General features: G+C 70.4%; 10 protein-coding genes and 1 pseudogene. 7 read left to right on the top strand and 4 right to left on the bottom strand.

Features of this window, described 5'->3' with window-relative positions; genetic code table 11:
- Positions 1 to 28: 28 nt before the first annotated feature.
- Positions 29 to 703 carry a GntR family transcriptional regulator gene (locus KLK06_RS27545; RefSeq protein WP_214638513.1) on the bottom strand — a complete coding sequence of 225 codons (675 nt, stop codon included), beginning with the start codon at positions 701 to 703 and terminating at the stop codon, positions 29 to 31.
- A 125-nt stretch (positions 704 to 828) separates the two neighbouring features.
- Entirely contained in the window at positions 829 to 5,466 is a 4,638-nt protein-coding gene (locus tag KLK06_RS27540; protein WP_214638512.1) for an ATP-dependent helicase, read from the bottom strand.
- An 89-nt stretch (positions 5,467 to 5,555) separates the two neighbouring features.
- Here KLK06_RS27540 and KLK06_RS27535 point away from each other — a divergent pair, with 89 nt between their 5' ends.
- Entirely contained in the window at positions 5,556 to 6,044 is a 489-nt protein-coding gene (locus tag KLK06_RS27535) for a VOC family protein (RefSeq protein ID WP_214638511.1), read from the top strand.
- A 238-nt stretch (positions 6,045 to 6,282) separates the two neighbouring features.
- Complete coding sequence (locus KLK06_RS27530) at positions 6,283 to 6,477, top strand: DUF3046 domain-containing protein (protein WP_214638510.1); 195 nt, start codon at positions 6,283 to 6,285, stop codon at positions 6,475 to 6,477.
- On the opposite strand, the gene KLK06_RS27525 is transcribed toward KLK06_RS27530, so the two are convergent.
- On the bottom strand, positions 6,474 to 6,746 hold the full coding sequence (locus tag KLK06_RS27525) for a hypothetical protein (protein ID WP_214638509.1): 273 nt from the start codon (positions 6,744 to 6,746) through the stop codon (positions 6,474 to 6,476). The genes KLK06_RS27530 and KLK06_RS27525 overlap by 4 nt on opposite strands.
- A gap of 212 nt (positions 6,747 to 6,958) precedes the next feature.
- Here KLK06_RS27525 and KLK06_RS27520 point away from each other — a divergent pair, with 212 nt between their 5' ends.
- The 4 genes from KLK06_RS27520 to KLK06_RS60180 all read left to right on the top strand — a co-directional run bounded on the left by KLK06_RS27520 (position 6,959) and on the right by KLK06_RS60180 (position 9,099).
- Positions 6,959 to 8,119 (top strand): hypothetical protein, encoded by a 1,161-nt coding sequence (locus tag KLK06_RS27520; RefSeq protein ID WP_214638508.1) that lies wholly within the window; start codon positions 6,959 to 6,961, stop codon positions 8,117 to 8,119.
- Positions 8,120 to 8,208: 89 nt separating this feature from the next.
- Positions 8,209 to 8,433 carry a hypothetical protein gene (locus KLK06_RS60185; RefSeq protein ID WP_250906055.1) on the top strand — a complete coding sequence of 75 codons (225 nt, stop codon included), beginning with the start codon at positions 8,209 to 8,211 and terminating at the stop codon, positions 8,431 to 8,433.
- On the top strand, positions 8,370 to 8,897 hold the full coding sequence (locus tag KLK06_RS27515) for an SGNH/GDSL hydrolase family protein (RefSeq protein ID WP_308168471.1): 528 nt from the start codon (positions 8,370 to 8,372) through the stop codon (positions 8,895 to 8,897). The genes KLK06_RS60185 and KLK06_RS27515 overlap by 64 nt, the downstream gene beginning before the upstream one ends.
- Before the next feature lie 4 nt (positions 8,898 to 8,901).
- On the top strand, positions 8,902 to 9,099 hold the full coding sequence (locus KLK06_RS60180; protein WP_250906054.1) for a hypothetical protein: 198 nt from the start codon (positions 8,902 to 8,904) through the stop codon (positions 9,097 to 9,099).
- A gap of 108 nt (positions 9,100 to 9,207) precedes the next feature.
- Here the strand turns inward: KLK06_RS60180 and KLK06_RS63140 are convergent.
- Positions 9,208 to 9,375: pseudogene (locus KLK06_RS63140) on the bottom strand (fumarylacetoacetate hydrolase family protein); the annotation flags it as partial.
- 581 nt (positions 9,376 to 9,956) lie between these two features.
- Between KLK06_RS63140 and recA the strand changes: the two are divergent.
- Positions 9,957 to 11,057: a recombinase RecA gene (recA, locus tag KLK06_RS27505; protein WP_214638506.1), complete on the top strand. Its 1,101-nt coding sequence runs from the start codon at positions 9,957 to 9,959 to the stop codon at positions 11,055 to 11,057.
- Positions 11,058 to 11,515: the final 458 nt, after the last annotated feature.

The following is an 11,515-nucleotide window of genomic DNA, read 5'->3' as shown; positions in this document are numbered from 1 at the left end:
GGCAAGCCTGTTGTTATATGAGCATTTTCTAATCGTTAGGGAACTTGTCCGGGCGTACTGCGGCCAGAAACGACCGCCTGGCCGCGGCGACGTGCGCGACCGCCCTGGCCTGGGCCTCGTCCTCGTCGCCCGCCGCGATGGCCTCGCACAGGCTCAGGTGCTCCGACCAGGAATGCGGTCCGCGTGCGGCGGCGGTCTGGCGGAACACCCACTGCGCCCGCAGCAGCATCGGCGCCATCATCAGGTTGAGGTACGAATTGCCCGCCACCTCGCCCACGGCCAGGTGGAAGGCGGTATTGAGGTCGGCCACGCGTTCGAGCCGGCCGCCCTCGACGGCCTCCTTGGCCGAGTCGAGCACCATGCGCAGCCGCGCGGCCGTCTCCGGGGTCCGTTTGCGCGCCGCCAGCCGGGCCGCCAGCCCTTCGATGGCCATCCGCACGTCGAAGAGCTCCTCGGCCTCCGCCGGCGACAGCCGCGCCACGGTGGCGCCGATCCGGGGGATGACCAGCACGAACCCCTCGGCGGCGAGCACCCGGATGGACTCGCGTACCGGGTTGCGCGACACGCCCAGCCGCGCGGCCAGCCGGTCCTCGACCAGGCGTTCACCCTGGGCGAGCTCGCCGGAGATGATGAGCCGGCGGATCTCCGCGGTCACTTGATCGCGAAGGGGGAGATGGGCGCCGCCCAGTGTCAGATCAGTCATTTGACGGCCAATCGTATACAACTTGCGGCCGTTTCCGGTGCCCTCTGGGCGTCTCGCGCCCGGCAGTGCCGCGTTCCGCGCCAGACCGCGCGGCGTCTCGTGCCCGGTCGTGCGGCCTCTTGTGGTCAGGCGCGCAGGCGAAGACCTCGCGGCGTCGGGTGGAAACCGGCCTCCTCCAGCGCCGCTGCCATCGGCGACTCGCCGATCGAGGTGCCGTCCGCCCGCTCGACGGTCAGCTTGCCGAGCGCCCCATCCCGTACGGCCAGCGCCAGCGCGTCCACGGCCGGCCGCAGCCGCTCGTCGTCGGCGAACGACAGCAGCGTCTTGCCGCCCCGCTCGACGTACAGCACGAGGAACCCGTCCACCAGCACCACCAGCGCGCCCGCCTTCCTGCCGGGCTTGTGCCCCACCTCGCCGGGATGCGCCGGCCACGGCAGCGCCGCTCCATAGGGGTTGGCCGGATCGGCCGAGGCCAGCACGACCGCCCTGCGCGCCGTACTCCCGTCGCCGCCGCCCGTCCGCCCGAAGGTCCCCGTGGGAGCGCTCGAGGCCGGGCTGGTCGGCGCGATGCCCGGGGCCATGGCCCGCATCCGGTCCACCGCTCCCGGCAGCGCGAACTGCGCGCCCCCGAGCCCCTCGACGAAGTAGCCCCGGCGGCACCGCCCGCTCTCCTCGTAGGCCCGCAACACCTGATAGACCGGGGTGAACCCGCCAGGCAGCCGCTCCGACGTCACCGCGCCCCGCGTCACCACCCCGTGCCGTTCGAGGAGCACCTCGGCCTGTGCCTGCGCCCGCTGGGTGGCGTCCTCGGCGGGTGAGGGAAGCAGCCACCACCGCCCGCCCACCGTGGGCGGCCCGCTCCTGCTCGGCAGCACGGCTCGGCGCCGGCGCGTGGTGGCGGGCCGGTGCGCGGGCCGTCCCGACCCGAGCGTGGCGCGCAGCGGCGCCAGCGTGTCACCGGACACCCGCCCCGACCACGCCAGGTCCCACAGCGCCGACACCAAAGCCGCGTCGTCGAGCGAGCCGAGCTGGTCGGAGATGCCCCGGAAGAACAGTGCCCCGCCGCCGCCCAGCACGTCGAGCACCTGCTCGTGCACCGGCGTCATCGTGATCTGGCCGGGCTCGGGCAGCAGCAGCGGCGCGGTGTCGGCGAAGTAGAGCGACACCCATCCGTCCCCGCCGGGCAGCGACCCCTGGCCCGCCCACATCACCTCACCTGAGGCGGTCAGCTCGTCGAGCAGTGCCGGGTGGTAGCCGGGCACCCGCGAGGGCAGCACCAGCGTCTCCAGCGCCGAGGCGGGCACGGCGGCCCCCTGAAGCTGCTCGACGCTGTGGATCAATGCGTCCATGGCCCGAGCCGCCCCAGCCGCACCGCGTGGCGCCTGGGTCGAGCCGGTGATGCCGTGCCAGGCCGGCATGAACAGCGCGAGCGTCTCGGGCGCGACCGGCTCGACCTCTTTGCGGAGCCGCGCCAGAGACCTGCGCCGCAACATCCGCAGCACACCGGCGTCGCACCACTCCTCGCCCCTGCCGCCCGGCCGGAACTCCCCGCTGACCACCCGCCCGGCCGCCGCCAGCCGCCGCAGGGCGTCGGTCACCACGGCCACGCCGAGCCCGAACCTGGCGGCGGCCGTACCGGCGTGGAAGGGCCCGCGCGTACGGGCATGACGGGCCACGAGGTCGGCCAGCGGGTCGGCGACCGGCTCCAGGAACGCGTGCGGGATCCCCACCGGCAGCGGCGCGCCCAGCGCGTCGCGCAGCCTGGCCGCGTCCTCGATCGCCGCCCACTGCTCCTCGCCCGCGATGCGCACCCGGATCGCCCGGCGGGCGTGTTCGAGCTCCGTCAGCCAGGTGGGATCGCCGCCGCGTACGCTCACGTCGGGCACGAGCAGCGGCCCGTGCGAGCGCAGCAGGTCGGCCAGGTCCTCGGCGTCGCGCAACGGCCGGTCGAGCCTGGCCAGCTCGCGTTCGCTGTCGGAGATGACGTCGGGGTCGAGCAACTCGCGCAGGTCGGCCTGGCCGAGCAGCTCGGCCAGCAGCGTCGTGTCGAGCGCCAGCGCCTGGGCCCGGCGTTCGGCCAGCGGCGCGTCGCCCTCGTACATGAACGCGCCGATGTAGTGGAACAGCAGCGACGCGGCGAACGGCGACGCCTGCGACGTCTCCACCTCCACCACCCGCACCCGGCGCGCGGCGATGTCACGCATCAGCCGCACCAGCCCGGGCACGTCGAACACGTCCTGGAGGCACTCGCGCATCGTCTCCAGCACGATCGGGAACGACGCGTACTGCGAGGCCACCCCCAGCAGGTGGGCGGCCCGCTGCCGCTGCTGCCAGAGGGGGCTGCGCCGGCCGGGCACGCGGCGCGGCAGCAGCAGGGCCCGGCCCGCGCACTCCCTGAACCGGGAGGCGAACATCGCCGAGCCGCCCAGCTCCTCGGTGACGATCTGCTCGATCTCCTCGGCGTCGAAGGCCGCCACGTCGGTGGGCGGCTCGGCCAGCGTGTCGGGGATCCGCAGCACGATGCCGTCGTCGGAGTGCACGGCCTGCACGTCGAGGCCGTAACGCTCGCGCAGCCGCCGGTTGATCGCCAGGGCCCACGGGGCGTGGACCCGCGCGCCGTAGGGGGAGTGGATGACCACGCGCCAGTCGCCGAGCTCGTCGTGGAAGCGTTCGACCAGGAGGGTGCGGTCGTCGGGGACGTAGCCGGTGGCTTCGCGCTGCTCGTCGAGGTAGGCGCGCAGGTTGCCGGCGGCGTACGCGTCGAGCCCGGCCGCCCGCATGCGGTCGGTCGAGGTGTTTCCGGCGTGTTCGCGGAGGAACGCGCCGATCGCCTGGCCCAGCTCAGCGGGTCTTCCCGGGGTGTCGCCGTGCCAGAACGGCAACTTGCCCGGCTGGCCGGGCGCGGGGGAGACGAGCACCCGGTCGGTGGTGATGTCCTCGATCCGCCAGGATGTGGCGCCCAGCACGAACACGTCGCCGACCCGTGACTCGTAGACCATCTCCTCGTCCAGCTCGCCCACCCGCGACGCCTTCTCTCCCACCAGGAAGACGCCGAACAGCCCGCGGTCGGGGATCGTGCCGCCGTTGGTCACCGCCAGCCGCTGCGTGCCCGGACGGCCCCGCAGCGTGCCCGTCACCCGGTCCCAGACGACGCGCGGTCGCAGCTCGGCGAACTCCTCGCTCGGGTAGCGGCCCGCGAGCATGTCGAGCGTGGCCTCCAGCGCGGTGCGCGGCAGCGTCGCGTAGGGGGCGGCCCGCTTGACCACGGCCTCCAGCTCGTCGACCGTCCACTCCTCCAGCGCGGTCATCGCCACGATCTGCTGGGCCAGCACGTCGAGCGGGTTGCGCGGGTAGCGCAGCTCCTCGATCTGGCCGCTCTTCATGCGTTCGGCCACCACGGCGGTCTGGATCAGGTCGCCGCGGTATTTCGGGAAGATCACTCCCCTGGACACCGCGCCCACCTGGTGACCCGCCCGGCCGATGCGCTGGAGCCCGCTCGCCACGCTCGGCGGCGCCTCCACGCAGGCGACCAGGTCGACCGCGCCCATGTCGATGCCCAGCTCCAGGCTGGACGTCGCGACCACGGCGGGCAGGCGGCCCGACTTGAGCGCCTCCTCGATCTGCGCCCGCTCCTCCTTGGACACCGATCCGTGGTGCGCGCGGACGATCTCGGTGACCACGCCCCTGCTCGCCCCGGCCTGCGCCATCATCTCCGCGGGTGCCCGCCGGGGCGGCTCTCCCGGCAGCGGCGTCTCGGCGGGCGTCCGCCGCGGCGGGTCTCCGGGCAGCGGCGTCTCCCAGATCGACAGATCGACGGCCTCGGGCCCCTGCGCCCGCTCATAGGCCAGCTCGTTGAGCCTGGTGCAGAGGCGTTCGGCCAGCCGTCTGGAGTTGGCGAACACGATCGTCGACGAGTGGGCCTCGATCAGGTCGAACAGCCGCTCCTCGACGTGCGGCCAGATCGACCGGCTGGACGGCTCGGGCTCCTCGCCGTCGGCAGGCCCCGGCCTGCCCTCCATCTCGGTCATGTCCTCGACCGGGACGATCACCTTGACCTCGATGCGCTTGTCGGAGGGCGGCTGCACGACCGTCGCGGGACGGGAGCCGCCCAGGAACGCCGCGACCTCGCTCACCGGCCGCACCGTCGCCGACAGCCCGATCCGCTGCGCGGGCCGCTCGAGCAGGGCGTCGAGCCGCTCCAGGCTGAGCGCCAGGTGCGCGCCGCGCTTGGTGGCGGCCACCGCGTGCACCTCGTCGACGATCACCGTCTCGACGCCGCGCAACGCCTCGCGCGCCTGGCTGGTGAGCAGCAGGAACAGCGACTCCGGCGTGGTGATGAGGATGTCGGACGGCTTGGCGGCGAACCGCCTGCGGTCCTGGGCCGGGGTGTCGCCGGAGCGGATCGCCACCGAGATGTCCGGCACCGGCAGGCCCAGCCGGCGCGCGGTCTGCTTGAGCCCGGCCAGCGGGGCGCGCAGGTTGCGCTCCACGTCGACGGCCAGGGCCTTGAGCGGCGAGACGTACAGGACCCTGGTCCCCTTGTGAGCCTGTTTCGGATCTGCCCGGGTGGGGTCGGCGGCCAGCCGGTCGAGCGACCACAGGAAAGCCGCCAGGGTCTTGCCCGACCCGGTGGGCGCCACCACGAGCGTGTTGTCGCCGCGCGCGATGGACTCCCACGCGCCTTCCTGCGCGCTCGTGGGCGCCTCGAACGCTCCGGCGAACCACTGCCTGGTCCCGTGGGTGAAATGGTCTAGCGAGCTCACCTGCACATAGTGCCTCGTAGCACCGACAGAAAACTCATTGTGGCGGCGGTAGGCGATTGAGGCGGGGGCGCTGCGGACATAGAGCGATCGTGGGCATCGACTACGCAGCCATCAAGACCCGCCGCGAGGACATCAGGGAGCGCTATCTATTAGCGCACCGACCGTCGAGCAGCGCGCGCGGCCTGCATCACCTCGCTCTACTGTCGTCGGACGTGGAGCGGACGGTCAAGTTCTACCAGGAGCTGCTTGAGTTCCCCTTGACGGAGATCTTCGAGAACCGGGACTACAAGGGCTCCAACCACTTCTTCTTCGACATCGGCAACGGGAACCTACTGGCCTTCTTCGACTTCCCAGGGCTCGACCTCGGCCCCTATCAGGAGGTGCTCGGCGGCCTGCACCACATCGCGATCTCCGTCGACCCCGCCACCTGGGAACGGCTGCGCGGCAAACTGGAGATGGCCGGCGTGCCGCACCAGATCGAGAGCGGCGCCTCCATCTACTTCCGGGACCCCGACGGCGCCCGGCTGGAGCTGCTCGCCGACCATCTGGGGGAGATGTACGGCTCGCGCGTGATGTGAACTACCGTCGCGACGCTCTACGCGTCCGCGGTGTGCCCGCCCGAGGTTCCTGCCTGATGCCTGCGTGCCTTTCGGCTCGTTCGGATTTTTCCTGTTGTACGGCTGAGCGCTGGGCTAAGCGGAGCTGACGGCGCTTCGTCCGGTTGGCTTTGCACCGGGCGGACTTGGACGGGGAGGACTTGGGGGTCTTTGCCATGGGGGTGTCCTACCACTCTGGCGGCGGTTCCATACTTGGGTGATGCGCCTGACCGAGTTCTGGAGAAGGATGCGTGCCCACTTCGGCGAGTCATACGCCGACTCGTGGGCCCGCGACTACGTGATCGCCCCGCTCGACGGGCGCACGGTCGACCAGGCGCTGGCCGACGGCGAGAGCGCCAAGACCGTCTGGCGCGCGGTCTGCCAGGTCGAAAACGTCTCCTCCCGGCTCCGCTAGCTCCCCGGATCCATACTCTCCTTCAGCGCGCGGACCGTCTGGGGCAGGTCGTCGGCGGTGCCCTGACCGCCGGGCGACCACAGGAACTCCCACCCACGACGCCCGGGGGTGGCGAAGACGAGCGTCTGCCTGCCGGTGCGGGGATGCCACGCCCACAGCACCGGCTCCGCACCGCCGACCATGCGGCTCGCCAGCCCGTGACCGGGCAACAACGCGGCGAGTGCTTCCAGATGGGCGCGTCGTTCTCCGGTGTACGTGCTGCTCGTCACGTCGCCGCCTCCAAACCTCTGGTTCAGAGTCTCCCCAGCTCAGGGTGTGTGACAACACGTACGGCGTATTGCCTATGAATGTCAGGTGTGCGGAACGCGCCGGGCTGTTGCCGGCCCTCGGCTCCTTGAATACGCCTTGTCGGCCAAAGTGGCATCTGGCATCTTTTGCGCTTCCAGCACATGCCCGGCGAGTATCACGAGACCCTGAAGACGTGAAGATCATGTTGGTTGTCTGTGTGCTCGCGCTGGCGGCCTGCACGGCGAACCCGGCGGCCCCCACATCGGAGGTGCCGACAGCGAGCACGACACCGCGGCCGTCGGAGGAGCGCCCTTCGGCGTCTCCCTCGGAGGACGAGCTCGGGGTGGAGGTCGACCCGCATGGCGGCACCGTGTTGTTCGACGCCGCGACGGCGGGCCAGGACACGGCCTGGGCGGCCGGCTACTACACCAGCGCGGAGGACGAGCCGTCCTACGGCCTGCTCCTGCGGAGGGACGGCACCCGATGGCATGTGGAGGTGCAAGCGTCGCAACGATTCCCCGATGCGCTCGACTCCTTCGTTCGGGGAGTGGACGCCGACGGGCCGGACAATGTCTGGGCAGTGGGCGACATCGGCGACCTCACCGAGGATTACGAGGACGTTCGGCGTCCCTTCGCCCTGCGTTGGGACGGCCGTGACTGGGAGACGCTCAGGCCCTCCGACCTGCCGAAACTCGATTCGCTGAACGACGTTGCCGTGGACGGCTCACGGGCCTTCCTGGTCGGCCGGCGCGGGGACGACAAGACGTCCATCCCGGTCTTCCTGACCTGGAACGGCAGAGGCTTCGGCAGGCGGGAGTTCCCGGGCGGAAGCCGATTCCACGCCGTGGACGCCGGATCCGGGCATGTGTGGATCGCGGGGAGTTCCTCCCGAGGGCGGTGCGCCGACTCACGCCCGGCGATCTGGCGCAGCACGTCCCCCCGCAGCGCGCCGGTGGAGATGCGGCTGCCCCCGCTGGGCCGTGGCACCCTGCTGCACATCCAGGAGAACGGCCCGTCCGATGTGTGGGCGGTGGGCGAGCGCGGCACCTCCCGGGACTGTGAGGGGTACGGGTCAGACAGATCGATGGTCCTGCACTGGAACGGAACCTCCTGGAAAGAGGTCACGTTGCCCCGATGGGAAGGCTCGCTGCGTGGCATCGCCGTCATCGGCGAGGACGACGTATGGGTAGCGGGCGACGAAAAGGACAACTCCTCCTATGTCACGTTGATGCATTACGACGGGCGGCGTTGGAAGCGCCAGACAGCACTCTCCGAGGGCGGCAGCAACGCCTTCGGCCTCGTCGATGTTCCTGGCACCCCCAACCGCCTGCTGGCCATCGGAGACCCGGACTGACAAGCAGTGAGCAGTTTCATCCCAGGTGGCTCATGTTCCCGTCCTGCCTTGATTTGCCATATAAGAACGAACGATCGTACGTTTACCTTATGACTGCCACAGCGGCCTCTCGCACCGAAGAGTCCGACCCCTTCTGCCTGTCGCCGGCGCGCGCCGCGGAGCTCCTCGCCGACGCGCCCTGGCGCCGGTTCTCGGTGATCGGCGACAGCCTCTCGGCGGGCACCGGAGACCCGAGCCCGGCTACGCCAACCTGGGATGGGCCGAGCGTGTCGCGGACCTCCTTCGCCGGGTCCATCCCGATCTGGCCTACCTGAACATCGCGGAGATCGGGGCGACGACCGCCAGAACACTGGCGACGCAGGCGGACCGGATGCTCGCGTTCGGCCCCGACCTGGTCCATGTGCCGTGCGGGGCGAACGACCTTTTTCATCCGGAGCCCGACTTCACGACCATCGAGCAGACACTGCGGCGCGTGTTCGAACTCGCCGCAGGCACCGGCGCCCAACTGACGACGTTCACGTTGGGCAAGGCCTTCGTGGTGCCGAAATTCCCGGACTGGCCGGACCGGGTACGCAAACTCAACGCCATCACCCGCGTACTGGCCGCAGACCACGATGCCGTGCTCGTCGACATGTGGGACCACCCGCTCAATTCCCGGCCGGACCTGCTGAGCGCCGACCGCATTCACTTCTCGACCTCAGGCCAGGCCGTGATGGCCGCCGAGGTTGTCAAAGGACTCGCAGCCGTGCTCAACACGAACCAAGGAAATATCGCGTGAGCACGTGCTCCTCGCACCGTCGGAGTGGCCGCCGGGCGGCGAGGTGCGGCTGAACGGCGTGGTGTACCGGCCCGTGGTCCTCACGGCACGGATGCTCGCCTCCCCGGACGACGAGCGCTGGGCTCCGGTGTGGAAGGCGATGCGGGATCTGGCCGCCGAGTACGGGGACGAGAACGTACGCCTGATCGTCTGGTTCGGCTGAGGCTGTCCGCGTACACAGCTTGCCAACCCCAGAGCGACCTCGTCGAACACCTGCTTGCCGGATCGCAGTTTTGGCCGGCCCACCCGGCTGAGCTCCGCCGGCGACGGCCTCGCGGCATTGCTCGTCCGAGGCCTCGCGGAGATCGGCGCCGATGATGACCGCGAGCTCGACCTCCCAGTCCATGGTGGTCGAGTGGGCCGGCAGCACGATGTCGTCGTACGGGCCGATCGATGCGATGCGCGGGCCGTTCTCGGTCCGGACCCTGGCCAGCCTCACGGGGGTCTCCTCTTGCTATGCCGGGGCCCTGGCGGGTCGTCCCGCCAGGCTGATGATGTGCTCCAAAAGGAGGTGAGCAGCGGGATTGTCAGAGTCTCGACGGACGACGTAACAGATCGGCAAGGTGAGGTCGTCATCGAGGGGGACGATGACCACGCCGTTTCCGGGATGCGTGCCCATCTGCGCGGGCACGAGCCCGACTTCTAGCTCGTCCCATAATGACAAATAATGTTCTTCAGTCGATCTATCATGAGGATTTATCGGGACCAGATGTCCGTCGGGTACGGCGGGCGGCGCACTCTTCCTTCCACGGCGGCGAGCAGAGCGATCTCCTGCGACCGTTCTCCGTCCCCGTGAGCGGTCATCAACCTTCAGCGACGATGCTCAACCTTCAGTGACACGGGATGCCGGTGGGACTTCCTCCCCGAGTACCGCGTGTTCCGCATGTGATCGAACAGCCGTTCGGCTACGATGGAACCTGCCAGGCCACGCCCTCCCACCCACGACTCCGCAAAACTGTCGGTGGCAGGCCGTAGCTTTCACTCGACTGATCGGACCACAACCCTCCAGGGGGAGTTCCCATGGCTATCAACGACCGCGAGAAGGCCCTCGAGACCGCCCTCGCTCAGATCGAGAGGCAGTTCGGCAAGGGCTCCGTCATGCGCCTCGGCGACGAAGTCCGAGCCCCTATCGAAGTGATTCCCACGGGTTCGATCTCCCTGGACGTCGCGCTGGGCATCGGAGGGTTGCCGCGCGGCAGGATCGTCGAGATCTACGGCCCGGAGTCCTCGGGTAAGACCACGATCGCCCTGCACGCGGTGGCCAATGCCCAGCGCGCGGGCGGCATCGCCGCGTTCATCGACGCCGAGCACGCCCTCGACCCCGAATACGCCAAGAAGCTCGGCGTCGACACCGACGCCCTGCTCGTCTCCCAGCCCGACACGGGTGAGCAGGCACTTGAGATCGCCGACATGCTGATCAGGTCGGGCGCCGTCGACGTCATCGTCATCGACTCGGTGGCCGCGCTGGTGCCCAAGGCCGAAATCGAGGGCGAGATGGGCGACAGCCACGTCGGCCTCCAGGCTCGCCTGATGTCCCAGGCCCTGCGCAAGGTCGCCGGCGCGCTCAGCAACACCGGCACCACCGCCATCTTCATCAACCAGCTCCGCGAGAAGATCGGTGTCATGTTCGGCTCGCCCGAGACCACGACCGGTGGCAAGGCGCTCAAGTTCTACGCCTCGGTCCGCCTCGACATCCGCCGCATCGAGACGCTCAAGGACGGCACGGAGGCGGTCGGCAACCGCACGAGGATCAAGGTCGTCAAGAACAAGATGGCCCCGCCCTTCCGGGTCGCCGACTTCGACATCCTCTACGGCGTGGGCATCTCCCGCGAGGGCGGCCTCATCGACATGGGCGTCGAGCACGGCTTCGTCCGCAAGTCCGGCGCCTGGTACACCTACGAGGGCGAGCAGCTCGGCCAGGGCAAGGAGAACGCCCGCAACTTCCTGAAGAACCACCCCGACATGTCCAACGAGATCGAGAAGAAGATCAAGGACAAGCTCGGCGTCGGCCCCCGCCTCGATGCTCCCGCCGAGGCACCCCCGGCAGCCCCCGCCCCGGCCGCCGCCGCTCCCTCGGGACGCGGCGCCAAGGCCGCCACGCCGAAGCCCGGTGACGTCTGATCGGTCGCCGCATGAGTGACACGGACCCGCCGCAGGCGCCCCACTCCCACGACTGGGGCGCCTGGCCCGACCTCCCCACCCCACCCCCGGGCCGCCGCCGCAACCGCCGCAGCCCCAGCGACAACCCCCCACCGCAGCCCCCGGCCCCGGAGGCCTCCTGGCCCTCCCGCTCCTCAGACACCTCAGCCCGGGGCGGACAGCCGTCCGGCCAGGCTAGATCGGTCCTGCCTAGATCTAGCCAGGACCGATCTAGCCAAGACCGATCCGGCCGGGACCGGTCCGGTGGCGCGCCGTCGGGGGGCTGGCCGTCGCTCAGCGAGTGGCGCGAGCGTCCCCGCCCACCAGCCGACCCGCCACCCGCCCAACCCACTCGCCCGCCCTCTGAGCCGGCCTTCGAGTCACGCCCCGACTCGGCTCCCGAGCCGATCCACAAGCCGAGCTCTGAGCTGGGCGGTGGG

Origin of the sequence: Nonomuraea sp. NEAU-A123 (genome assembly GCF_018603905.1) — a bacterium.
In the GTDB taxonomy this organism is placed as follows: Bacteria; Actinomycetota; Actinomycetes; order Streptosporangiales; family Streptosporangiaceae; genus Nonomuraea.
The sequence above is the reverse complement of the archived record's forward strand: the minus strand, read 5'-3'. Positions and strand labels throughout refer to the sequence as shown.

Excerpts from the sequence above, each read along its gene's own strand:
- KLK06_RS60185 (WP_250906055.1), top strand. The coding sequence starts at position 8,209 with ATGACTGCCACAGCGGCCTCTCGCACCGAAGAGTCCGACCCCTTCTGC.
- KLK06_RS27530 (WP_214638510.1), top strand. The coding sequence starts at position 6,283 with ATGCGCCTGACCGAGTTCTGGAGAAGGATGCGTGCCCACTTCGGCGAG.
- KLK06_RS27545 (WP_214638513.1), bottom strand. The coding sequence starts at position 703 with ATGACTGATCTGACACTGGGCGGCGCCCATCTCCCCCTTCGCGATCAA.
- recA (WP_214638506.1), top strand. The coding sequence starts at position 9,957 with ATGGCTATCAACGACCGCGAGAAGGCCCTCGAGACCGCCCTCGCTCAG.